Raw genomic sequence first — 21,384 nt, forward strand, 5'->3', positions numbered from 1 at the left:
TTTTTCACCACGCCGACGAGCGAGTCACGCATGGACCCCGGAATCTTCTACTCCGTTCTCGCTGCCGTCGGGTGGGGTGTCTACATCTTCGTCCTCAAGTTGTACTTCAGCGACTACTCGGGCGCACAAATCGCCGTCGCGGTGAACGCGTTCGCGATTCTCTGGTACGCACCGGTGACGGCGACTCGTCTCGACCCGGCGGCCGTCCCGTCGCTCGCGACGCTCGGTGTCACTGGTCTCGCGACTATCGCCACGACAATCGTCGCCATCGGCCTCGGATTCGTCCTGTTCATCTACGCGCTCGACGGTGGGGACGTCTCGTACGTCGCCCCCATCAACAAACTCGTCCCCGTGTTCGTCCTCCCCATCGAAATCGTCCTCTTGTCTGCACACCTGACCGTCCTCCAACTCGGTGGCGTCGCCGTCGCGACGATGGCGGTGTACGTCGCGAACTACGAAGGTGGCGGCCTCTTCGAACCGCTTCGACGGGCCGCAACCTCGCGCCCGGCACAGTTCGCACTCGCGAGTGCGGCCTGTTACGCCGCCGGCGACGTGGGCAAGCGCGTCGGCTTACAGGAACTGGCCATCCCGACGACGCTCTGGGTGCCGATTCTCTTCGTCGGCGGGGCCCTCGTCCTCTTTCCACTGGCTGTTCGTAACTGGCGACCCGTTCGCGGTGACCTGCCGAAGTTCGCTGCCGCCGGCCTCCTCGTCGCCGGAAGCGAACACGTCACCTCTGTCGCGTTCTCGCTGGTCCCCGCGAGTATCGGGTCGCCCATCATCAACACGCAAGCAGTCGTCGCCGTCATCCTCGGTGGCGTCGTCCTCCGGGAGTCCCAGTTCGGGACCCGCCTCGTCGCCGCCGTCCTCGCCGTCGCCGGTGTCACGCTCATCGCCGTCGGCGACGTGGGCGCGCTCGTCTCGATGGTCCGATAGTCACTCGTCGAGAGCGCCCGTCGCGCTCGAACAACAGGTTTCAAGCGCAACCTTCGCCAACGACTGCGCATGTACGACCGACTCAAGGGATTTCGTGACTTCTACCCCGGGGAGATGTCGGCTCGACGTGAGGTTATCGACACCGTCGAGACGACTGCCGCTCGGTACGGGTTCCGTGAAATCGGGACGCCGTATCTCGAACGGACCCAGATGTACGTGGACAAGTCCGGCGAGGAAATCGTCGAGGAACTGTACGCCTTCGAAGACAAAGGCGGCCGCGACATCACCCTCACCCCCGAACTGACGCCGACTGTCGCCCGAATGGTCGTCGCCAAGCAGCAGGCGCTGTCGAAGCCCATCAAGTGGGTCTCGACGCGCCCCTTCTGGCGCTACGAGCAGGTCCAGCAGGGTCGCTTCCGCGAGTTCTACCAGACGAACGTGGACATCTTCGGGTCCACCGAACCGGAGGCAGACGCCGAAGTGCTGGCGTTCGCGGCCGACGCACTGGTCGATCTCGGTCTCACCGCCGACGACTTCGAGTTCCGCGTCTCACACCGTGACATCCTCGGTGGCCTCCTCCGGTCGTTCGACGCCGACGTTGACGTGGCGGACGCAATCCGCGCCGTCGACAAATCCGAGAAAGTCGAGCGCGAGGAGTATCTCGGACTGCTCTCGGACGCCGGTCTCTCGTACGAACAGGCAGGTCAGTTCGCGGACCTCATCGAACGCGGTGACCTCGACGAGATAGCCGAGTTCGGCGGCGAGAACGTCGAAGCGGCGGTCGAAAACCTCCGGAACGTACTCGAAGCGGCCGAAGACTTCGGCGCTGGCGACTACTGCGAGGTGTCGCTGACGACTGCTCGTGGTCTCGACTACTACACGGGCGTCGTCTTCGAGTGCTTCGACTCGACCGGTGAAGTCTCGCGGGCGACGTTCGGCGGCGGCCGATACGACAACCTCATCGAGTCCTTCGGCGGGCAACCGACTCCCGCAGTCGGCGTCGCGCTCGGTGATGCGACGCTCCAACTGCTCTGTCAGCGCGCCGGCGTCTGGCCCGAAGAAGAACTCACGACGGACTACTACGTCCTCACCGTCGGCGACACCCGCGAGGTGGCATCGCGCATCGCCCGTGACCTGCGCACGACGGGGAACGTCGTCGAAGTCGACGTCTCCGACCGGAGTTTCGGCGCGCAGATGTCCTACGCAGACTCCATCAACGCCGGCACCGTCGTCATCGTCGGCGAACGCGACTTAGAGAACGACGAAGTGACTATCAAGGACATGCAGTCCGGCGACCAGACGACTGTCGACGTCGACGACTTCCCGGGCGACTTCGACGAACCGACCTACGTCGACTACGAGTAATCGCGGACCCCCCACCCCTCGGATACGCCCTCGTCCGCGCTCTGAGACGGCGATTCTCGCGGTGTGGCTTTTGCGAACGTCCTTTTGACCCTTCCCAGCGTACCGAAAACCAAGATGTACGAAACGATTCTCGTTCCCGTCGATGGGAGCGCACCCAGTGAATTGGCCGTCGAGCAGGCCACCAACCTCGCCAAGACGTTGGGGGCGACGGTTCACGTCCTCTACGTTGTCGACGAACGAGTCCTCCACGCGACGCAACTCGACGCCGGTGGCCTCGTCCGTGCGTACGAAGAGGAAGGCGAAAAGATAGTGTCGGAGGAAGCCGAGGTGGCCCAAGCGGCAGACGTCGACGTCGTGACCGCCGTCGAACACGGGTCGCCGCACCGCGCAATCCTCCGATACGCCGACGAACACGACGTGGACCTCATCGTCATGGGGACCCACGGCCGCCGCGGACTGGAGCGCTACCTCATCGGGAGCGTCACCGAACGCGTCCTCCGGATGACGGACGTGCCGATTCTCACCATCCGCGGCAAACACGAACCGATAGAAAGCAGATAGCCGAGTGTACGGTCGGACTGCGGCGAGTTACGGACGGTTGCAGGGGAGTGGGGTCGGTTAAGTGCAGTCACGGTGAACCCCCTCTGTATGCGCGCGTTCCGCATCGCGTACGATGGCCGCCCCTACTACGGTTTTCAGCGACAACCGGACGTCCCGACAGTCGAAGATGCGATTCTCGACGCCTGTCGTGGACTCGGCATCTGCGAGACGGACGACGTGCCGGAGGGGTACGCCGCCGCCGGGCGAACCGACGCGGGCGTCTCCGCACTCGCACAGACCGTCGCGTTCGACTGCCCCGACTGGTGTACGCCGCGGGCGTTGAACGCCGAACTCCCCGGAACCATCAGAGCGTGGGCCGCCGCCGACGTCGCCGACGACTTCCACGCGAGACACCTCCCGAGTCGCCGAGCGTACGTCTACGACCTCTACGCACCGACCGAGGCGTTCGACGACGGACAGGCCACCGCCGCGTTCGACGCCCTCTGCGGCGAACACGACTTTCACAACCTCACACCCGACGACCACGGAACCGTCCGCACCATCGACGGCGGCCTGACCAGAGACGGCGACTTCCTGCTCGTCCACGTCGAGGCGGGTGGGTTCGCGCGTGAACTCGTCCGTCGTCTCGTCTCGGTCGTTCAGTCCGTCGGGTCGGGTGCGGCCCCACTGTCGAGAGTCGACGACGTACTCGGCCCGGGCCACTTGCAGGGACCCGACGGCGTGCCTGCTGCACCGCCCACACCGCTCGTTCTCACCGCCGTGGACTACCCAGGCGTCGAGTTTGAGGTAGACACCGAGGCGGCCGACAGCGCCGTCGGAGCGTTCGGAGAGCAGGCGCTGGCGGACCGAATCGGGTGGCGCGTCGGGGCGCGTATTCGTGACGGCATCGATGCAGAATAACCCACCAAACATATCACTCCATTGAACAACACTCGACGTATGGACCCAACCTCCGCGTGGGATGCGACCCTGCGCATCGTCTTCGGCCTCTTCATCCTCGGCATCGGAAATCTCGTCGGCGGCTTTCTCGCCACGACGGCGGGGTTCGCAGGAATCGTGCTCTACGCGTTCATCGTGCTGATAACTGCTGTCTTCGGCGTGTACTACGTCGTCATCGGCGTTGGAATGGTCGTCGAGGCGGCGACGATGAGTGCCATCGAACGGTCCGCGTTGCCCACGTCGGGACTCGATTGAGACGAAGCGACAGGTCGGTGAAGTCGCCTACTCCCACCCGGCAGGCCAGATACCCGCCGCTTTCATCCCCACCTCGAAGTTCGCCTCCCGGAACGCACCGGCGAGTTCGTCGTCGTCGAGTCGTGGAATCTCGTCGTCTGCGGTCCGTTTCGCGAGTTCGCGGACGAGCAGTGCCCCCAGTATCGCGTGTTCCCGAATGTTTCTGTCATCTACTTTGTCGCGCGTGTCCGCGCTCGTGTGTCCCCATCCACGGCCACGTTCGCCGCTGTCGCTGTGGAGTTGGATGCCGGGGACGCCCGCCCGGACGAACGGCCACTGGTCGCTGAATGGGTGTGGTTCCGATTCGACTCGAATCGGGTGACGTGTCTCGTCTGCGACTGTCTCTGCCACGTCGGCCATCGCCTCCGACGAGTGGGTCATCGCGACCATGTCACGGAACCGGCCCGCGCCGTCGACGTTCACGACGGCGGCGATTCGGTCGCAATCTAGCGTCTGAGCGAGGTGCTCTGCGCCGGTCAACCCGAGTTCTTCGGCACCGACACCGACGACGCGGACGCCGACTTCGAGGTCCATCGACGCGAGGATTCGCGCCGCGGTGACGACGGTTGCGATGCCACACCCGTTGTCGAGTGCGCCTTCGGCGACGTCGTGGGCGTCGTAGTGGGCACAGAAGACGACTTCTCGTCGTGTGTCGGGACCCACCGTCCCGACGAGGTTTCTGCTCTCGCCGGGGTCCGTGGCGGCGTCGACAGCGAGGCGCGCCTCCCCACCCCGACTCGCGTAGTCCCGCAACCACGCCCCCGTCTCGTCGCTCACGCCGACGGCGGGGGCGAGTGCCTCCTCGTCGTATCGGAGCGCCCCGGTCGGTGGGAGTTGTCCGGGGACGTGATTGACGAAGACGAACGCGACGGCCCCCGAGTCGATGGCGTAGTTGAACTTCTCCATGCGGTGGACGAAGCGCCCGCCGTCGGGCGTCGTCGTGCTGGCGACGACGATGGCGTCTTCGACGTCGTGGTCGTCGATTTCGGCCGGCGTCCCGTACCCAACGTCTACGAGTGGGCCACTGACGTCCGCCGGCGGTGAGTACGGGAGTGCGATGGCCTCGAACGAACGCTCGTCGGGGGCGGTGAGTTCGAGTGTCGTCTCACCACGCGTCCAGTGAGCCATCTCGAAGGGGTCGAATTCGACGTCTCGGAGACCAGCGTCCCTGAACGCGTCGGCGACGATATCGCCCGCACGAGCGTCCCCCGCACCACCGGCCATCCGGTCGCCGAGCGACGTGAGGCGGGTGAGAAACGCCCACGGTCTGTCGTCCGTCCACGTTCGGGCGACGGCAGTTCGGGCCGCCGACGAAAGGTCGTCCATGCACCATCCACACCGTCGCCGTCAAAGTCGTTTGTGCCACCAACGCACAGGACTTAGATAAAAAATTTATGCACAACTTCTAACTAATTTGACGTGGTACGCCGAGTTACCATGCCACAATGTCAGAACTGCGGTTCTTTCGTTACGGAAGGGTATGTGAGGGTGTTCGCACCAGAAGGCATGGAGGAGCCGCGGGTCTGTCCTCACTGTGAGGATATGGTTCGCGACGGTGCGCAGGTACGACAAGCGAGAGCCACACGGCACTAATCTCGACGTTGCATCGCCCACTCTTCTCCTCGCCGGCAGTCGATTGACAAGGCTTACCAACCGCGCGCGCGACGGGTGAGTCATGAGTTCGGTTCCCGAGCGGAGCGACATCGACGAGGAGTACAAGTGGGACCTCGACAGCATCTACACCTCCGACGACGAGTGGGAGGCCGCCTACGAGGACGTTGCCGAGCGAATCCCCGAACTCGAAGCCTACGAGGGTCGTGCGACAGAAGACCCCGAGACGCTTCTGGAACTCCTCGAGACGATGGAGTCGGTGCTCCGTGAGGTTTCGATGGTCGTCTCGTACGCCAGCCTTCGCAGCAGCGAAGATACGCGCAACCAGGAGTATCAGGCACAGGCCGGACGCGCCGAGGCACTGGCGTCGAAGGCACGAAGCGCCGTCAGTTATCTCGACCCAGAGATACAGGAACTCGGTCGTGACGGCGTCGAGGAGTACGTCGAAGCAGAACCGGCGCTCGAAGCCTACGAGCACCACTTCGACGACGTGCTTCGGACGAAAGAACACACCCGGTCGGCCGAAGTGGAGGCGGTCCTCGCGGACCTCTCGGACGTGACAGGGTCGCCGAGCGATATCTACTCCATGCTCGCGAACGCCGACCTGGAGTTCCCCACCGTCGAGAAACCCGACGGCGAGTCCGTCGAGATAACGCAGGGGAACTTCACCAAACTCCAGAAACACCCAGACCGGAAGTTCAGACAGGCCGTCCACGAGGAGTTCTACGACCGCTGGAAGGACGTGCGCAACACCGTCGGGTCGTCGCTGAAGAACAGCGTCAAAGCCGACGTGAAGAAGGCCCGCATCCGCAACTACGACACCGCCCGACAGTCGGCACTGGACGGCCCGAACGTTCCGGTCGAAGTGTACGACAACCTGCTGGACACCGTCCGCGACAACCTCGACCAACTTCACCGCCACGCCGAACTGAAGCGGCAGGCTATCGGTGCCGACGAGTTACAGATGTGGGATCTCTACGTCTCGCTGACGGGCGACCACGGCCCGGAGATTTCGTACGAACAGGCCAAGGAGTACATCGTCGAAGCGGTGGCCCCACTCGGAGAAGCGTACCAGTCGCGGATGGCCGAGGGCCTCGAAGACCGTTGGGTGGACGTCTACGAGAACCGCGGCAAGCGTGCCGGGGCGTTCTCGTCGGGCACCTACGACACCCAACCGTTCATCATGATGAACTATCAGGACGACGCCGCCTCGATGTTCACGCTCGCTCACGAGTTGGGCCACTCGATGCACTCCGAACTCGCCAACGACGCCCAACCGTGGCACGACGCGAGTTACGACATCTTCACGGCCGAAGTCGCCTCGACGGTCAACGAGACGCTCCTGACGGAGTACCTCCTCGAAAACGTCGACGACGACGAACTCCGGATGCACGTCTTAGACGAGTATCTCGAACGCTTCCGCTCAACGCTGTTCCGCCAGACGATGTTCGCCGACTTCGAACTGCAGATTCACGAAATCGTCGAGGCGGACGGCGCGCTCACCCCGGACCGGTTCGACCAGATATACGGCGACCTGAAGGCGGAGTACTACGCACCCGCCGAGACTGACGACCACATCGCCCGGGAGTGGATGCGGATTCCCCACTTCTACTACAACTACTACGTCTACCAGTACGCGACGGGTATCTCGGCCGCCGCCGCCATCGTCGAGCGCATCCGAACCGACGGCGAGTCCGCCGCCGCAGACTACCGCGACGCCCTCGCACTCGGCGGCAGCGAGTACCCACTCGACGTGTTGCAGACGGCGGGCGTCGACATGACCGAACCAGAACCGATAGAAGACGCGATGACGGTCTACGAGTCGTTCCTCGACGAAGCGGCCGAGTTGCTGAACCTCGACGCGTAGAAAACGAACGCTCTCAGCCCAGTTGGACGAGTTTCGCCCGCCCGGACGCGCTGTTGATGTGAATATTGTACTCGCCTCTGTCGTCGGTGGCGTGGACGACCCAGGCGGTTCGCTGGTGTGACGGCGACTCCACGACGGCGTCTTCGTGGCCCGTCACTTCGAGTTTCTCGCGGGCGATTCGCTGTGCTTCCAGTGGTGAGGCCACTGCCTGTCTGCTGTCGTCGAGTCGAATCGTCGTCACGGGAACCGAGACCAACCGGCCGACGCGTTCTGCGACGCTCCCGTTGAGCAGTCTATCGACGCCATTGCGGCCGTGTGTCCCCATGACGACGAGGTCGACGTCAGTCGCCGTGGCGAACTCGGCAATCGTCCGGGCAGGTTCGCCCTCCGAGACGGTGGTGTCGACGGTGACACTGTGTTCGTCGCCGTGTTCGCGAACCTCTTCGAGTGCGCGTCGTCCGCAGTCGGCGATGGCTTTCGCCGTCGATTCGTCGGACGATTGGTCCCCAGAGACGTACAGTGCGTGAACGTCTGCGCCAACCTCGTCAGCGAGATGGACCGCGTGACGGGCCGCATTCTCCGCTTCTGGGCTGCCGTCGACTGGGACGAGGATATGAGTGTACATTGGTGACCCTCCTGAAGAGGTGTAGGATATGCGGGGAATAATAGTACATATTCCGTTCCTATTTTTCGAGAATGACCGCCCCGGTATGTACACCCCCAGTACATAGTTCTCTTCGAGCGCCGCGTACGACGGCGCCGTCTAATCATGAATGACGGATGGAACATCGTCGTCTGTGTCAAGCAGGTTCCCGACGCGGACGACGTCACGATTGACCCCGATACAGGGACGCTAAACCGGTCTGACGCCCCTGCGGTTCTGAACAGACCCGACCAAAACGCCGTCGAGTCCGCACTCGCACTTCGCGAGGAGGTTGGGGGGACAGTGACCGCGATAACGATGGGTCCACCTCCGGCCAAGGCAGTCCTGCAGACGGCAGTCGGTGCCGGCGCTGATGGCGGCGTACTGCTGACTGACCGCGCATTCGGTGGGAGTGACACGTGGCCGACGAGCCTCGCACTCGCCCGAGCAGCGGACGAACTCGACGCCGACGTCGTCATCTGCGGCGAAGAGAGTACCGACTCTTCTACTGGACAGGTACCGCCGGGTATCGCTGCCCACAACGGGTGGTCGCAACTCACCTACACCGAAGAACTCGAACCGCGACCAGACGAGGGCATCCTCGTCGGAAAGCGAGACGTGGAGGGTGGCTACGAACGCGTGGCCGCCAAGTTGCCCGTCGTCGTCGCGATGGAGTTCGGTGCGAACCGGCCACGCCCGGCCGGCTTACACCGCAAGATTTTCGCCGAGACGGAGTTCGAACCCGTCGAATGGAACGCCTCTGACCTCGGCATCGAAGACCAAGTCGGACTCGCGAACTCGCCGACGAAAGTCGGCGGGATGGACACTGCGACACCGGTCGAACGCGAGCGAGAACGCGTCGACGACGTCGACGAACTGTACGAACGTATGATGGAGGTACTCTAAATGACAGTCGATATCGACGAGTACGAAGGTGTCTGGGTGTTCGTCGAACAGCACGCCGGCGAAGCGGCACCCGTCTCGTGGGAACTACTCTCGAAAGGCCGCCAACTCGCCGACGAGATGGACGAACCCCTCACCGCACTCGTGATGGGTGACGGTGTCTCGCACCTCGCAGAAGAAGCACTCACTCGCGGCGCTGACCGCGCACTGGTCGCCGACGACCCGGTGTTCGAACCCTACCGGGCGGACCCATACGGCGAACAGTTCCGCGCACTGGTCGAAGAGCGCAAACCGAGCATCGTCCTCATCGGCGGGACGCACACTGGCCGCGACTTCGCAGGCCGTGTCGCCGTCCCGGCACACGCCGGACTCACCGCCGACTGTACCGAACTCGACGTCGACGACGAAGGCCTGCTCCTCGCGAGTCGGCCGACGTTCGGCGGTGACGCGATGGCGACCATCAAGTGTCCCTCGCACCGCCCACAGATGGCGACGGTTCGCGCCGGTGTCTTCGACGCCAGCGAACCCACCGAGACGGACGTCGATACCGACGCCATCGAGGAAGTCGACGTCGTCGTCGAAGAGAAAGATACGCTCTCGGAGGTCATCGAGCGCGTCGTCAGCGACGTCGTCGACATCACCGACGCCGACGTCGTCGTCGCCGGTGGTGCGGGGTGTGAAGGCGACTTCGAACCCATCGCCGAACTCGCAGCGGCACTCGGTGGCGAAGTCGCTGCCAGTCGCGCCGCCGTCGACGAAGGCTGGGTCGAACCGGCACGACAGGTCGGCCAGACCGGTAAAACCGTCCGGCCGCACCTCTACATCGCCGCCGGTATCTCGGGTGCCGTCCAGCACCTCGAAGGGATGAACGACAGCGACTACGTGGTGGCCATCAACACCGACCCGAACGCGGCCATCTTCGAACACGCCGACTACGGTATCGTCGGTGACCTCCACGAAGTCCTGCCGAAACTCACTGCGATGATTCGAGAGAAGAAGGAGGTAGCAGCATGAGCGCAGACGAAGCGACGAACGGAAGCCTGCAACTGCCGAAGATGGTGTCCGAGACGCCGGACTACAACGACACGTACGACGCCATCATCGTCGGTGCTGGCCTCGCTGGGACCGCCGCCGCACTGACGATGGCCCGCGAGGGCCTCGACGTGTTGATGCTGGAACGCGGTCCGGCACCGGGGACCAAGAACGTCTTCGGCGGCGTGCTCTACACGCCGACCATCCGCGAACTGGTCGACGTCGACAGCGCGCCGATGGAGCGGTACATCGCCGAGAAACGCTACTCGATGCTCACCGACGAAGGCGACGAGACGGCCGTCTCGATTCGTCCCGGTGAGTGGCGCGACGACCCCCACAACGACTCGTACACCGTCCTCAGACGGCGGTTCGACGAGTGGTTCGCGAAGCAGGCCGTCGAAGCGGGCGTGACGCTCATCACCGAGACGACGGTGACGGGCCTCATCCGCGACGGAAAGAAGATTACCGGCGTGAAGACGGACCGTCCAGACGGCGAGATTCGCGCCCCGGTGGTCGTCCTCGCCGAGGGGGCGAACTCGCTCGTCAGCGAGGGCGCAGACCTCAAAGAGAGTCCGGACCGAGAAGACGTCGCCATCTCGGTCAAAGAGGTGTTCAAACTCGACCGAGACACCATCGAAGACCGGTTCCGACTCGACGGCGACGCCGGTGCGGCGTACAACTACTTCGGTGACGGTGCCGTCGGCAAAGCGGTCGGCGGCGGGTTCGTCTACACGAACAAACGCAGTGTCAGCGTCGGCGTCGCGTACCGTATCGAAGACGCTGCACACGGCCAGACACCCGAAGAGACACTCAACGCGTTCGAATCGCACCCCGCGGTGGCCCCACTGATTCGTGGTGGCCGCCGTATCGAGTACTCCGCACACGTCATCCCCGAAGGTGGGGCCGACGCGATGCCGGACCTCGTCCACGACGGGGCCGTCGTCGTCGGTGACGCCGCCGGGTTAGTGTTGAACAGTGGTATCCACCTCGAAGGGACCAACATGGCCGTCGAGAGTGGGTACTACGCCGGCAAGGCAATCGTGTCCGCACTCGCAGACGGCCGCAGCGACGAAGCGGCACTCGCGGACTACCCGCGTGACCTCGAGAACTCGTTCGTCGTCGAGAACCTGCGACACTACGACTGGTTCCAGCAGACCATCGCAGACGACCGCGAGTTCCTCTTCGAGGACCTCCCGCGGGCACTGGCCGACGCCGAGACGGAGTACTTCAGGATGGACCGCACGTCGAAAGACGAACACACCGACGCGGCCCGTGACCGCCTCCTCGAAGCTGCTGGTGGGTGGTTCGGTGCTGCGAAACGCGCGTGGCGCTTCCGGAGGATGTTATCATGAGCACGGCACAACCGCACGTTCCAGACGTAAGCATCGAGGACCGTCTCTACACGGTCAAATATCGTGACGCAGGCGAATCGCACCTCGGGGTGAAGAACCCAGACGTCTGTACCGAGTGTACGACCAACGAGTGTATGCAGGTCTGCCCGGCAGAAGTCTGGACCGTCGAAGACGACGGCGACGGCATCCCGCACATCGCCTACGAGAACTGCCTCGAATGCGGTACCTGCCGATTCGGGTGCCCCCACGACAACGTCAGATGGGAGTACCCGAAGACCGGTGGCGGCGTCGTGTTCAAACAGGGATAGACGGCACCCGTCGGTCGCGGCCCATTTTTCGGACCACGCGAGTCACGAACAGACACGAGACATTTACCCGACGAGTGATATCTGTTCGACATGCCCTCCACCGACTGCACGCGTCGTCGTGCCCTGACAGTGGGGTGTCTCACGTTCGCCGGACTCGCGGGGTGTCTCGCAGACGGAGGCGATACCGACGCGAACGCGGGTTCGACGGGAACGACGAACGATTCGAATTCGGACGACGCACAGACGGACTCGACGCCGCCCGGTGAGATATCTCCGGTCGAACTCGCTGTTACAGATTTCGTCGAGTATCCGCTCGCTGGCGTGCATCCACACGTCCACGCCAGACGCGAGACGCAGTACGTGGTCGTCAGCGTGGATTCGTCGCTCGACGACGAGGCGGTTCGCGAGCGGTTGGGCCTGCAGTTGGACGGCCAAGCGACGGCGTTGGCTGACCGCCAACCGGTCCCGTGGGAGTCGAACACTACCGACGTCGCCTTCGCCGTCTCGAAGGGCGACCAGTACGAGACGGGAGCAGTCATCGGCGACGGGATGCGACTCCACTCGCTCTCGGAGACGACGCTGGAGCGACTGAACCGCCCGCCGAGATTCCACGTCTCCGACCTCAGTGTCTCACCGGCGGAGCTACCCCCCGACGAACAGACGACTGCGACGGTTCGGGCAACCGTCGAGAACGCCGGCGAGGGGACGGGAACGTTCGGTGCGAGTCTGAAGGGAAACTACGTTTCGGGGTCGAAGACGGTCACAGTGACGCTCGATGCAGGAACGACGGCCGAACTGGAAGCGACCACACGAGTCGTCGGAGACGGCGACGAAGCACCCGTTCGACTCGACTGGGGACGCGACGAGTGGGAGACAGAGATTCCGGTCGGAGAGGCCGAAACCGGGGCCGTAACGACCACTGCCGAGTGACGGACGGCGCACCACAGACCGGCGACATTCTCGTTCGGCAGTCTCTACGCAGGAGCGGATACTCTAGCCGTCCCCGAAAAAACGTTTTTAGTGATAGATGAACAACAACTATCTCGAACGAAAATGTCAACCGAGCATCTCGAAGTCGAGTTGGGAGAGGACTGCGACGTCGAAGAGGTGGTACTCGGGTTCAGGAAGGGGGGAGAGTATTACGAACTCGTGGTGGTCGAACCACCGGTGAAGGCGGAGATACGGAAGCGGTGAGAGTGCTGGGTTACGACCGTACGTGGTCAATCCAGTCCGTTATCGAGAAGTCGTCTGCCCAATTGATGGTTGGAGACTCCTTCAGTGCCTGTTCGACTCGGAACCCCATCGACGTACCTCTCTTTTTGATTTTCCGGGTCAGTGTCCCCGAACTTCGTGTTTCGAACTGAACGCGGCCATCGGTTAGCCGTCCAGTCAGCACAGCTACCGAACACCTCTCACCGGACGAAAATTCTAACTGCTCACTGTGGGCTCTCTGAGCGACCGTCGAACAGTGGAGTAAACCGAGTCAGCAGTGCAAGTGCGATGGCAGTGCCGAGCATCGGATATTCGACACTGACGACCATCCATTTCAACGCTTCAGAGTTGTTCATGAGACCGATCAGGATGGTCGCGTAATCGTCGGGATTCGTGTAGATGAGGATAACCCATAGGTTCTCCAGGGAGTCGAGAAGTCGAGAGGCGACTGTCAGGGCCATCCCTATCTTCGGTATCAGGACTAACCTGCCGTGGCCTGCCAACGCCTTCAAGCAGACCGAATGAAGCGAGAAAAACAAGAAGAACCCTGCGACGATGAAGACGTAATCGAGGATGGAGAGAAGCATCACCGAGTCCACGACTGGGTCGAAGGCCTGTAGTATCGTGTCCACTTCTTCTCGGGTCGTCGCGGACTGTAAATCTGCAGTGGAATAACCGGACGTCTCGATTCGGCGAGTCACCGGAACGAACCCCAGAGCGATCACCCCGACAAAGATGCAAAACGAAACGAAGGCGGCGATACCGTGACTTTTAGCGGAGCGCGCATCCGCATACCGCTCGAAAGGACGAACGAGTGCATCCAGCCATTGCATACGAAAACCAGACCGTACTCGCGTTTCAGTTAATCGATAGTTCGTCTTCACGGTCCCGCTTCTCAGTGGAAACTAGGTCGCAGAGGTGCGCCGTCAGGACTCACGCCACTTGTGGCCGCACTCGACGCAGGTGAACAGCCGAACTTCGTAGGAGCCGCCCGGCTTCGGCATCATCTCGTAGTAGACACGGTCGCTGTCACAGTCGTCCGCCGGACAAGGCTCCTGCATCGTCTCGGTGGAGCCCTGACTCGCGTCAGCCACGGTGGGTGCCCCGTCGTCCCGCTGTACGTTTTGGGTCGTCATCGCCGCTTCTGCTTTCGAGTCCCGTGGCTCCTCGTTCTCACAGGAGCGGCACACCCATGTGCCGCCCTCCGTGTGCATCATCGAACCACACTCGTCACAGAATTGCATAGTAGCCAGGAATAGACGGGTGTCGGATATATGTATTAATTTCCGGTTCTCGGCGTGCGACGTGCTCACTTCGTTGTGCGCGACTCGCCGAGTTCAGTCTTCTCAACGGGAACTGACCACCGCTCGCTGTCGCTCTCACGAGGCGCTCTGCGTCTCGTGGACGCGAGTGTAAGAACGGGCTGGGAGGGACTTGAACCTCACTCGCTCACTGCGTTCGCTCCCTGGTTCAAGGCCCACGGAGCCGTTTCACTCCTCACGTGAGTTCGTCGTAGAAACGGGCTGGGAGGGACTTGAACCCCCGACCGTCTGGTTAAAAGCCAGACGCTCTGCCTAACTGAGCTACCAGCCCTCGAATTTTCTTTAAGTGGGGATACTGATAAGCGTTTATTTTCGTTCCCCCACTTGCTTTGTACCCCGTTGCCGTCTACCATGTATGGAACTGCGCGACTTCGTCGACACACTGCTCCGATTCGAGAGCGTCGCCCGGGCCGAAGCACCCGCGCAGACGTGGTTCAAGAACCGCTTGCACGACTTCGGGTTCGAGACGTACGAGTGGAACGCCGACCCGCGGCGACTCACCGACCACCCGTCGTTTCCCGACGACCCAGACGAACTCGACACGATGAACCGACCGAGCGTCGCTGGCGTCCTCGAATTCGGCGACCCTGAGGCCGGAAAGACGCTCGTCCTCAACGGACACGTCGACGTGGTTCCCGCCGACGCGGAACTGTGGTCTCACGAACCGTTCCTCCCCCGGTGGGACGACGACGACGGGACGGTCAGTGCTCGCGGTGCGGCCGACATGAAGTCGGGACTCTCCGCGTGCGTCTTCGCCGCACTCGACCTGAAAGAGGCGGTCGAATCCGGCGACGTCGACGTCGACGGCCGAATCGTCGTCGAGAGCGTCGTCGGCGAAGAAGAGGGCGGTATCGGCGCTGCTGCCGCCGCGCTCGACAACCCCTACCCCTTCGAGCGAGACGCCGCACTGGTGGCCGAACCGACGCGACTCGAACCGGTCGTCGCCACCGAAGGGTCGGTGATGAAGCGACTCCACCTGACCGGTCGGACGGCCCACGCCGCCTCGCGATGGCGCGGCGTCGACGTCCTTCCGAAGTTCGAAACTATCCGTGAGGCGTTCTTCGAACTCGAAACCGAGCGGAACGAACACGTCTCACACCCACTGTACGACTACCCGATACCGTGGCCAATCTGTGTCGGCCGAGTCGAAGCAGGGTCGTGGGCGTCGAGCGTCGCCGGGACGCTCACCGCGGAGTGGCGACTGGGTGTCGCACCCGGCGAGAGCGTCGCCGACGTCGAACAGGCGTTCGAAGCGCGACTGGCGAGCGTCGTCGCCGACGACGAATGGCTTTCAGAGCATCCGCCGACGTTCGAACGATTCTCCGTGCAGTTCGAACCCGCCGAAGTGGACCCCGACGAACCCGTCGTCGGCGCGCTTCGAGCGGCGCTTCGAGCGAAGTCGCTCGACGACGACCCGGTCGGTGCGACGTACGGCGCGGACTCGCGTCTCTACGTCGAAGCGGGCATCCCGACAGTCGTGTTCGGCCCGGGGAACATCGACCAGGCGCACTTCCCCGACGAGCGTATCGAGTGGGCCGAAGTGGAGACGGCACGTGCGGTCATCTGCGAGACGGCACAGCGGTTCCTTCAGTCGAAGTAGTCGGTCAACGCCTCGGCGACGACGTCACCCGGTTCGGCGTCGGTCAACGAGGCGCGTCGTCGGAGTTCGAGATAGACACCAGGCGGGAGCGACACGTCTAACGTGCCGACGTCGACGCCGTGGGACGCGAGGGCCTCGACCACGGGCGTCCCCTTGTTGACCTCGCTGGCGAGACGGCGAACCTCTCGAACCGTCAGGTCACCGTCGAGCGTCGCCCACGCGAGGTGGAGTCGCGCGTCGCCGGAAACCCGAGCGATATGTTTGGCCGCCGTCGGCGCGATATGTCCGCGAGCGACGTGTCGGCGGACCGATTGCGGCAGGTCGTGGACACGGGCCCACTTGCGGATGAACGAGACGGAGACGTCACCACCAGCCATCTCTGCGGCCTGTTTGTAGGACCCGACACCACGGACCAACGCGGCACAGGCGGCGGCACCACGGAGCATGAAGACGTGGTCGTCGCCCGCCGAAGACTCGGCGAACGAGCGCACTGTGCGGGCGGCTTCCGCGACGCTCTCTGGGTCGTCGGGGTCGAACCCGACTGCCTCACGGGCACGCTCACCCGTGACGGCAGGGTCGCCGCGGACCACGGGCTCACCGACAGGTTCTCGCCTGTCGGCCGGGACCTGCTGGGTGCGTCGGCGTTCGTCGTTCGTCATCTACGAGTCGGTTGCGCGTTCTCGGTTAAAAACATCCCCCTGAGTGGTGGGGGTGACGCGCGAGCGTTCACTCTTCTCGCGACTCCGAGAGGTGCGACCAGATTTCGGTACACCCTGCGCCGTCCTCCAAATCGTCGAGGTGGGCGGTCACGTCTGCCGGTGATTCGTCCGCGTCCGTCTCTGTCTTCGATTCGGAATCGTGCCGAACGTCGAGTTCCGCGTCGCCACTCATTCGGATTCCTCCGATTCGGCGTCGAACAGTTCGGGTGCCGCGTCGGCGGAGGCGTGTTCTCTGACGGCGGTTCGATAGTCACTCATCATCGCCACAGTTGGGGGGCACCCAGATAAGGGAATCCGCACCTGTAATGTGTACCCCCACTCCCGGTTACCGGAACCGGTTGCCCCTACCTCAGACGGTGAGAAAGCGTCAAAATCGCACGACTGCACTCCGGTTGTGACGAGACCCGGCGTCGCGCTCTCCTGCGGGGATTGCGTTCGCCGTCCAGCATAGGTAGCCGGGACGCGGACGACCAACCATGAGTGTCTCGTTGCGCGTCCTCGACGACGGCGCGTGGGTCTCTGTGAACGATGCGAGAGAAGTGAGCGTCAGTGAACTCTGGCGTCTCGACGCGCCGGCGTTCTGTGCGTGCGACCTGCCGGATTTCGTCGTCGAGAACGTCCTCGCTGTCGGTGCAGACGGACAGACCATCGACGCGAAAGTGTACGGACAGTGTATCGCCTGCGGCCAGTCGGGCGTCCCCGGATGGGTTCCGGTCGGACGCCTCTCGGACGGCCAATTCGCCGATATCGACCGTGAGCAGGCTGTCCTCCCCGTTCGGGAGCGGACCCACGATTAAGCGGGGTTTTTTGCCTCCGTTCGACAGCACCGGGAAGGGTTGACGGTACGCTCGCGGCCTTACGTCGGGGAATACATGGGTGTCGTAATGCCCACGGACGTCGAACGATGGAAATCAGAAGTCTACGGTAACGAGATACGGGAGCATCTGTTCCGGTTCGCAGAAGAGGGATGGGACGCCATCCCCGAAGACGAGCGCGACGAGTGGTTCGAGCGCTTCAAATGGTGGGGCCTGTACCACCAGCGGAACGGCCAAGAGTCGTACTTCATGATGCGTATCGGGACGCCGAACGGTGTGCTGACGCCCGGACAGACCGAAGTCGTCGCCGACGTCGCCGACGAGTACGCTCGCGGCCCTGCCGGGAACCCGATTTTCGGGAACGGCTACGTCGACTGGACGACCCGTCAGTCCATCCAACTGCACTGGATTCGACTGGAGGACATCCCCGACATCTTCGACAAACTCGAATCGGTCGGGCTCTCCACCCAGCAGGCCTGTGGCGACTCGTGGCGTAACATCGTCGGCTGTCCCGTCGCCGGCAAGGACAAACACGAACACGTCGACGCGCTGCCCGTCGCGATGGAACTCAACGAGACGTTCAAAGGCAACGACGACCACTCGAACCTCCCCCGCAAGTGGAAGGTCTCTATCACCGGGTGCCGCGAAGGCTGTGGCCAAGGCGACATCAACGACCTTGCGCTCGAACCCGCGACGAAGGAACTCGACGGCGAGGCGACGAAGGGATTCAACATCCGCGTCGGCGGGGGCCTCTCCCGGAACGAACCGCGACTCGCCCGCGACATCGACGTCTTCGTGACGCCCGAGCAGGCACCGGTCGTCTCGGGAGCCATCTCTGCGCTCTTCCGCGACAACGGTGACCGCGAGAACCGCTACAACGCCCGCATCAAGTTCCTGCTGGACGAGTGGGGACCAGAGAAGTTCCGCAACGTCCTGCAGGAAGAGTACGTCGACTTCGAACTGGAGACTGCCGGCGAGGACCTCCGTTCGGAGTACTCGTACAACTCGGGCTATACAAACGGCGGTCACGCAGACCACGTCGGCATTCACGAACAGGCCGACGGCAACTACTACGTCGGCCTCGACGTCCTCGTCGGACGCATGGGCGTCGACGACACGAAGGAACTCGCCCGCGTCGCCGACGAGTACGGGTCCGGCGAGATTCGCGTCACGCAGCGCCAGAACGTCATCATCACGGACGTGCCCGAGGCGAAACTCGACGCACTACAGGACGAGGAACTCCTCGAACACTACTCGCCCGACCCGCACCCGTTCATGCGTGGCTCTGTCGCCTGTACGGGCACCGAGTTCTGTTCGCTCTCCATCGTCGAAACGAAGAACCGACAGGTCCGCTACGCGCGCTGGCTGAAGGAGAACGTCGAACTCCCCGACGGCGTCGAGGACTTCCACATCCACCTCTCGGGATGTACGGCCTCGTGTGCGCAACCACAGATTGCGGACGTGAGCCTTCGCGGGATGAAGACTCGCAAAGATGGGGAACCGGTCGAAGCGCTCGACATCGGCCTCGGCGGCGGACTCGGCGAGAACCCGAACTTCGCCGAGTGGGTCACCCAGCGCGTCCCGGTAGACGAGGTGCCCGGCGCAATCAAGAACCTCCTCGCGAACTTCGAGGAGCGTCGACAGGGCGACGAGAGTTTCCGGGAGTTCGTCGCGCGGACGGACGAATCGGAACTCACCGAACTCGTCGAACCCGAAGAGACGAGCTACGAAGACCCGATGATGCACAACACCAAGCGCACGTGGTATCCCTACGCAGAAGACGACAGTCTGGACGCGAGTCCGGCACCGAGTCAGGCCGACGGGACGCCCATCACGAGCGACGACTGAACCGCCGACTGAAGCGACGACTCATCGCCAGATGAGGCCCTCGAACCCGCCCCGGAGGACGACGGAGTCGTCGGCCACCCGTCGACAGACGATGTCGGTTTCGACGTCGTATCGGTCCTCGCGGGCGTCGACGGCGGTCATCGTCACTTCACAGCGAATCGTCTCACCGGTGTACACCGGCGTGAGGAAGTCGAACTCCATCGAGCGGGCGAGCACTTCCAGTTCGCCGCCGATTTGCGTCGGCAGCGTGGCGGTCAACAACCCGTGGACGACGAGTCGCCCCTCGTCGTCCGGGTCGGTGTGAATCGGTTGCTCGTCGCGAGAGAGGTCCGCGAACGTCTGCACCTCCTCCCTGGTGAACGTTCGCTCCCTGACGATGGTCTCACCCTCTGCCGGCACGTCAGTCGTGGGCATGCCCTGTCCGATGGCCGAACGAGGGATAGTTCTTCACCCACGCACGCCCCGAATCGACGCTCGACCACAGCCCCAACACCACCAACCCAACCGCACTCACCCATGACAGACCGCATCCTGAAAGTCAACGCATACACGACTCTCGACCTGCTCGACGGAACCGCAGACGGGCACGACTTCGACGAATCCGCGTTCGCGGTGCTGAACGTCACCTCGCCACGGAAGAACCCAGACGAAATCATGCTCGAACTCGAACTCGACGGGACGCAACTCGACACGCTCCCGCCGCACGCAGACCGGGTGACGCTCTCGCCAGACGAGGCGCGAACGCTGGCGGCCGACCTGGAGAAACACGCCGAGCGGGTCGAAGCGGCGAACGACGACTGACCGAGACGCCCGTATTCTGCGAGTTCGACCGTCTACAGACTGAGTTCTACAGTGAGCGGTTTCGCCACGTACCAGCGCCCAGTGACAACACAGACCATGGTGAGTTTTATCTTGATTTTCTCAACAAACTTGCTCAATCGTGTACAATCGGAATGGATACGTCCACCAACAGAGCCAATCGTTAGACATATGGCAACGCCAGGATAACGATGGTCTGTGATACTGACGAGGCCTTCACGCAGTCTCCGTATTGCCCGTCGACCGCTCACTACCTCCCGCGCTCACCCGGCGAATCGAACGCCGGCCACAGCGCGGGGGGTGGTGGCGTGAGTCGTCACCGGACCCTCGTCCTCTTCGTCGCGGCGGCGGTGCTGTTCGGCACCTCCTTCGTCGGCATCAAGGCCGCCATCGACACCGTCCCGCCCGTCCTCTTTGCGGCCCTCCGCATCGACGTCGCCGCAGTCGTCCTCCTGACGCTCGTCGCCGTCCGCGGGGGCTACTGGCGTCCCCGCACTCGCGCCGACGTGTTCGGTGTGCTCGCCAGCGCCGCGTTCGTCCTCGGCGCGAACAACGTGTTGCTCTTCTTGGGACAACAGCACGCGACGAGCGGTGCGGCGGCCATCATGTACAGTCTCGTGCCGGTGGTTTCGCCGGTGTTCGCGATGGTCCTCCTCGACGACGAGCGCATCGGTGCAGTCGACGCCGTGGGCATCCTCTTCGGACTCGCTGGTGTCGTCGTCATCGTCGGCCCGGGGAGTCTCCTCAGTGGCGGCGGCGCAGGACAGGCACTCGTCGTCGGCGCGGCAATCGCCGTCGCGTTCGGGACCGTCTTGCTCAAACGCGTCGGCCCGACTATCGGGACGATTCCACTCACCGCGTGGGCGATGGTGGTTGCCGCCGTCGGCATCCACGCCGTGAGTCTCGGACTCGGGGAGTCCCCCACGCAGGTTGTGTGGTCACCGACCATCGTCGCGGCCATCCTCTACGTCGGCATGCCGGCGACGGCGGCGGCGTACCCGGTGTACTTTGCACTCCTCGCGGAGGCGGGACCGGTCCGGGGCAACCTCGTCGCCTACGCGATGCCAATCGTCGCGACGCTCGCCGGATGGGCGTTCCTCGGTGAGTCTATCTCGTCGGGGACGGTTCTCGGATTCGGCGTCATCGTCTCCGGGTTCCTGTTGGTCCAACGCGAGAGCGTGGCCAGAATCGTCGGCACGACGGTCAGACGGCCCGCAGAGACCGAATAAGACGAGGAG

At 63.4% G+C, this 21,384-nt stretch carries 24 protein-coding genes and 1 tRNA gene; 17 read left to right on the plus strand and 8 right to left on the minus strand.

The annotated features are described in order from the left end of the window. Positions 1-30 precede the first annotated feature (30 nt). The 5 genes from ACK3R5_RS14205 to ACK3R5_RS14225 all read left to right on the plus strand — a co-directional run bounded on the left by ACK3R5_RS14205 (position 31) and on the right by ACK3R5_RS14225 (position 4,056). Positions 31-936: an EamA family transporter gene (locus tag ACK3R5_RS14205; RefSeq protein WP_411964724.1), complete on the plus strand. Its 906-nt coding sequence runs from the start codon at positions 31-33 to the stop codon at positions 934-936. Between the two features lie 69 nt (positions 937-1,005). Continuing rightward, a complete protein-coding gene (hisS, locus tag ACK3R5_RS14210; protein ID WP_411967423.1) occupies positions 1,006-2,301 on the plus strand; it encodes a histidine--tRNA ligase in 1,296 nt (431 codons plus the stop codon). A 114-nt stretch (positions 2,302-2,415) separates the two neighbouring features. Beyond that, positions 2,416-2,862, plus strand: coding sequence for a universal stress protein (locus ACK3R5_RS14215; protein WP_411964726.1), 447 nt, complete (start codon positions 2,416-2,418; stop codon positions 2,860-2,862). Positions 2,863-2,949: 87 nt separating this feature from the next. Then, positions 2,950-3,762, plus strand: a complete 813-nt coding sequence (gene truA, locus ACK3R5_RS14220; RefSeq protein ID WP_411967425.1) for a tRNA pseudouridine(38-40) synthase TruA — start codon at positions 2,950-2,952, stop codon at positions 3,760-3,762. A 39-nt stretch (positions 3,763-3,801) separates the two neighbouring features. Continuing rightward, positions 3,802-4,056 (plus strand): hypothetical protein, encoded by a 255-nt coding sequence (locus ACK3R5_RS14225; RefSeq protein WP_411964728.1) that lies wholly within the window; start codon positions 3,802-3,804, stop codon positions 4,054-4,056. Between the two features lie 27 nt (positions 4,057-4,083). Here the strand turns inward: ACK3R5_RS14225 and ACK3R5_RS14230 are convergent, their stop codons facing one another. Continuing rightward, positions 4,084-5,421, minus strand: coding sequence for a M28 family peptidase (locus tag ACK3R5_RS14230; protein ID WP_411967426.1), 1,338 nt, complete (start codon positions 5,419-5,421; stop codon positions 4,084-4,086). A gap of 349 nt (positions 5,422-5,770) precedes the next feature. Here ACK3R5_RS14230 and pepF point away from each other — a divergent pair, with 349 nt between their 5' ends. After that, positions 5,771-7,573, plus strand: coding sequence for an oligoendopeptidase F (pepF, locus tag ACK3R5_RS14235; protein WP_411967427.1), 1,803 nt, complete (start codon positions 5,771-5,773; stop codon positions 7,571-7,573). Between the two features lie 13 nt (positions 7,574-7,586). Here pepF and ACK3R5_RS14240 read toward each other — a convergent pair whose 3' ends face one another. Beyond that, complete coding sequence (locus ACK3R5_RS14240) at positions 7,587-8,198, minus strand: universal stress protein (RefSeq protein ID WP_411967428.1); 612 nt, start codon at positions 8,196-8,198, stop codon at positions 7,587-7,589. 144 nt (positions 8,199-8,342) lie between these two features. Between ACK3R5_RS14240 and ACK3R5_RS14245 the strand changes: the two genes are divergently transcribed. The 6 genes from ACK3R5_RS14245 to ACK3R5_RS14270 all read left to right on the plus strand — a co-directional run bounded on the left by ACK3R5_RS14245 (position 8,343) and on the right by ACK3R5_RS14270 (position 13,005). After that, positions 8,343-9,122 carry an electron transfer flavoprotein subunit beta/FixA family protein gene (locus ACK3R5_RS14245; RefSeq protein ID WP_411964732.1) on the plus strand — a complete coding sequence of 260 codons (780 nt, stop codon included), beginning with the start codon at positions 8,343-8,345 and terminating at the stop codon, positions 9,120-9,122. Next, positions 9,123-10,133, plus strand: coding sequence for an electron transfer flavoprotein subunit alpha/FixB family protein (locus ACK3R5_RS14250; RefSeq protein WP_411964733.1), 1,011 nt, complete (start codon positions 9,123-9,125; stop codon positions 10,131-10,133). Then, positions 10,130-11,503, plus strand: coding sequence for an FAD-dependent oxidoreductase (locus ACK3R5_RS14255; RefSeq protein ID WP_411964734.1), 1,374 nt, complete (start codon positions 10,130-10,132; stop codon positions 11,501-11,503). Before ACK3R5_RS14250 ends, ACK3R5_RS14255 begins: the two co-directional genes overlap by 4 nt. After that, positions 11,500-11,811, plus strand: a complete 312-nt coding sequence (locus tag ACK3R5_RS14260) for a ferredoxin family protein (protein ID WP_411964735.1) — start codon at positions 11,500-11,502, stop codon at positions 11,809-11,811. Before ACK3R5_RS14255 ends, ACK3R5_RS14260 begins: the two co-directional genes overlap by 4 nt. 90 nt (positions 11,812-11,901) lie before the next feature. Next, positions 11,902-12,741, plus strand: a complete 840-nt coding sequence (locus ACK3R5_RS14265) for a hypothetical protein (protein WP_411967429.1) — start codon at positions 11,902-11,904, stop codon at positions 12,739-12,741. Positions 12,742-12,831: 90 nt separating this feature from the next. Next, the gene (locus ACK3R5_RS14270) at positions 12,832-13,005 is read left to right on the plus strand and encodes a hypothetical protein (protein ID WP_411967430.1); all 174 of its coding nucleotides are present in this window, start codon (positions 12,832-12,834) and stop codon (positions 13,003-13,005) included. 242 nt (positions 13,006-13,247) lie between these two features. Here the strand turns inward: ACK3R5_RS14270 and ACK3R5_RS14275 are convergent, their stop codons facing one another. The 3 genes from ACK3R5_RS14275 to ACK3R5_RS14285 form a co-directional block, all read right to left on the minus strand. Next, positions 13,248-13,856 (minus strand): hypothetical protein, encoded by a 609-nt coding sequence (locus tag ACK3R5_RS14275; protein ID WP_411967431.1) that lies wholly within the window; start codon positions 13,854-13,856, stop codon positions 13,248-13,250. A 93-nt stretch (positions 13,857-13,949) separates the two neighbouring features. Continuing rightward, positions 13,950-14,267: an RPA12/RPB9/RPC11 RNA polymerase family protein gene (locus ACK3R5_RS14280; protein ID WP_411967432.1), complete on the minus strand. Its 318-nt coding sequence runs from the start codon at positions 14,265-14,267 to the stop codon at positions 13,950-13,952. 275 nt (positions 14,268-14,542) lie between these two features. Next, positions 14,543-14,616: transfer RNA gene (locus ACK3R5_RS14285), tRNA-Lys, on the minus strand. An 84-nt stretch (positions 14,617-14,700) separates the two neighbouring features. Here ACK3R5_RS14285 and ACK3R5_RS14290 point away from each other — a divergent pair. Continuing rightward, positions 14,701-15,945: a M20/M25/M40 family metallo-hydrolase gene (locus tag ACK3R5_RS14290; protein WP_411967433.1), complete on the plus strand. Its 1,245-nt coding sequence runs from the start codon at positions 14,701-14,703 to the stop codon at positions 15,943-15,945. On the opposite strand, the gene ACK3R5_RS14295 is transcribed toward ACK3R5_RS14290, so the two are convergent. Both ACK3R5_RS14295 and ACK3R5_RS14300 read right to left on the minus strand, forming a co-directional pair. Further along, positions 15,933-16,604, minus strand: a complete 672-nt coding sequence (locus ACK3R5_RS14295) for a hypothetical protein (RefSeq protein ID WP_411964741.1) — start codon at positions 16,602-16,604, stop codon at positions 15,933-15,935. The genes ACK3R5_RS14290 and ACK3R5_RS14295 overlap by 13 nt on opposite strands. 67 nt (positions 16,605-16,671) lie before the next feature. Further along, positions 16,672-16,836, minus strand: coding sequence for a hypothetical protein (locus ACK3R5_RS14300; protein WP_411967434.1), 165 nt, complete (start codon positions 16,834-16,836; stop codon positions 16,672-16,674). Between the two features lie 304 nt (positions 16,837-17,140). On the opposite strand from ACK3R5_RS14300, the gene ACK3R5_RS14305 reads away from it, so the two are divergent. Further along, the gene (locus ACK3R5_RS14305) at positions 17,141-17,461 is read left to right on the plus strand and encodes a hypothetical protein (protein WP_411964743.1); all 321 of its coding nucleotides are present in this window, start codon (positions 17,141-17,143) and stop codon (positions 17,459-17,461) included. Between the two features lie 87 nt (positions 17,462-17,548). Continuing rightward, on the plus strand, positions 17,549-19,327 hold the full coding sequence (locus ACK3R5_RS14310) for a nitrite/sulfite reductase (protein ID WP_411967435.1): 1,779 nt from the start codon (positions 17,549-17,551) through the stop codon (positions 19,325-19,327). A 21-nt stretch (positions 19,328-19,348) separates the two neighbouring features. On the opposite strand, the gene ACK3R5_RS14315 is transcribed toward ACK3R5_RS14310, so the two are convergent. Continuing rightward, positions 19,349-19,741, minus strand: a complete 393-nt coding sequence (locus ACK3R5_RS14315) for a MaoC/PaaZ C-terminal domain-containing protein (protein WP_411967437.1) — start codon at positions 19,739-19,741, stop codon at positions 19,349-19,351. A 102-nt stretch (positions 19,742-19,843) separates the two neighbouring features. Between ACK3R5_RS14315 and ACK3R5_RS14320 the strand changes: the two genes are divergently transcribed. Beyond that, complete coding sequence (locus ACK3R5_RS14320) at positions 19,844-20,128, plus strand: DUF6360 family protein (RefSeq protein ID WP_411967438.1); 285 nt, start codon at positions 19,844-19,846, stop codon at positions 20,126-20,128. A 326-nt stretch (positions 20,129-20,454) separates the two neighbouring features. Next, on the plus strand, positions 20,455-21,375 hold the full coding sequence (locus ACK3R5_RS14325) for a DMT family transporter (protein ID WP_411968666.1): 921 nt from the start codon (positions 20,455-20,457) through the stop codon (positions 21,373-21,375). Positions 21,376-21,384: the final 9 nt, after the last annotated feature.

The sequence above is a fragment of the Haloferax sp. YSSS75 genome, from assembly GCF_046764215.1.
In the GTDB taxonomy this organism is placed as follows: domain Archaea; phylum Halobacteriota; class Halobacteria; order Halobacteriales; family Haloferacaceae; genus Haloferax.

Bases quoted from the DNA above. Each gene is read 5' to 3' on its own strand.
- hisS (WP_411967423.1), top strand. From the start codon at position 1,006: ATGTACGACCGACTCAAGGGATTTCGTGACTTCTACCCCGGGGAGATG.
- ACK3R5_RS14205 (WP_411964724.1), top strand. From the start codon at position 31: ATGGACCCCGGAATCTTCTACTCCGTTCTCGCTGCCGTCGGGTGGGGT.
- ACK3R5_RS14280 (WP_411967432.1), bottom strand. From the start codon at position 14,267: ATGCAATTCTGTGACGAGTGTGGTTCGATGATGCACACGGAGGGCGGC.
- ACK3R5_RS14300 (WP_411967434.1), bottom strand. From the start codon at position 16,836: ATGAGTGGCGACGCGGAACTCGACGTTCGGCACGATTCCGAATCGAAG.
- ACK3R5_RS14295 (WP_411964741.1), bottom strand. From the start codon at position 16,604: ATGACGAACGACGAACGCCGACGCACCCAGCAGGTCCCGGCCGACAGG.
- pepF (WP_411967427.1), top strand. From the start codon at position 5,771: ATGAGTTCGGTTCCCGAGCGGAGCGACATCGACGAGGAGTACAAGTGG.
- ACK3R5_RS14230 (WP_411967426.1), bottom strand. From the start codon at position 5,421: ATGGACGACCTTTCGTCGGCGGCCCGAACTGCCGTCGCCCGAACGTGG.
- ACK3R5_RS14250 (WP_411964733.1), top strand. From the start codon at position 9,123: ATGACAGTCGATATCGACGAGTACGAAGGTGTCTGGGTGTTCGTCGAA.
- ACK3R5_RS14255 (WP_411964734.1), top strand. From the start codon at position 10,130: ATGAGCGCAGACGAAGCGACGAACGGAAGCCTGCAACTGCCGAAGATG.
- ACK3R5_RS14320 (WP_411967438.1), top strand. From the start codon at position 19,844: ATGACAGACCGCATCCTGAAAGTCAACGCATACACGACTCTCGACCTG.
- ACK3R5_RS14215 (WP_411964726.1), top strand. From the start codon at position 2,416: ATGTACGAAACGATTCTCGTTCCCGTCGATGGGAGCGCACCCAGTGAA.
- ACK3R5_RS14305 (WP_411964743.1), top strand. From the start codon at position 17,141: ATGAGTGTCTCGTTGCGCGTCCTCGACGACGGCGCGTGGGTCTCTGTG.
- ACK3R5_RS14265 (WP_411967429.1), top strand. From the start codon at position 11,902: ATGCCCTCCACCGACTGCACGCGTCGTCGTGCCCTGACAGTGGGGTGT.
- ACK3R5_RS14310 (WP_411967435.1), top strand. From the start codon at position 17,549: ATGCCCACGGACGTCGAACGATGGAAATCAGAAGTCTACGGTAACGAG.
- ACK3R5_RS14290 (WP_411967433.1), top strand. From the start codon at position 14,701: ATGGAACTGCGCGACTTCGTCGACACACTGCTCCGATTCGAGAGCGTC.
- ACK3R5_RS14240 (WP_411967428.1), bottom strand. From the start codon at position 8,198: ATGTACACTCATATCCTCGTCCCAGTCGACGGCAGCCCAGAAGCGGAG.
- truA (WP_411967425.1), top strand. From the start codon at position 2,950: ATGCGCGCGTTCCGCATCGCGTACGATGGCCGCCCCTACTACGGTTTT.
- ACK3R5_RS14225 (WP_411964728.1), top strand. From the start codon at position 3,802: ATGGACCCAACCTCCGCGTGGGATGCGACCCTGCGCATCGTCTTCGGC.
- ACK3R5_RS14245 (WP_411964732.1), top strand. From the start codon at position 8,343: ATGAATGACGGATGGAACATCGTCGTCTGTGTCAAGCAGGTTCCCGAC.
- ACK3R5_RS14260 (WP_411964735.1), top strand. From the start codon at position 11,500: ATGAGCACGGCACAACCGCACGTTCCAGACGTAAGCATCGAGGACCGT.
- ACK3R5_RS14275 (WP_411967431.1), bottom strand. From the start codon at position 13,856: ATGCAATGGCTGGATGCACTCGTTCGTCCTTTCGAGCGGTATGCGGAT.
- ACK3R5_RS14315 (WP_411967437.1), bottom strand. From the start codon at position 19,741: ATGCCCACGACTGACGTGCCGGCAGAGGGTGAGACCATCGTCAGGGAG.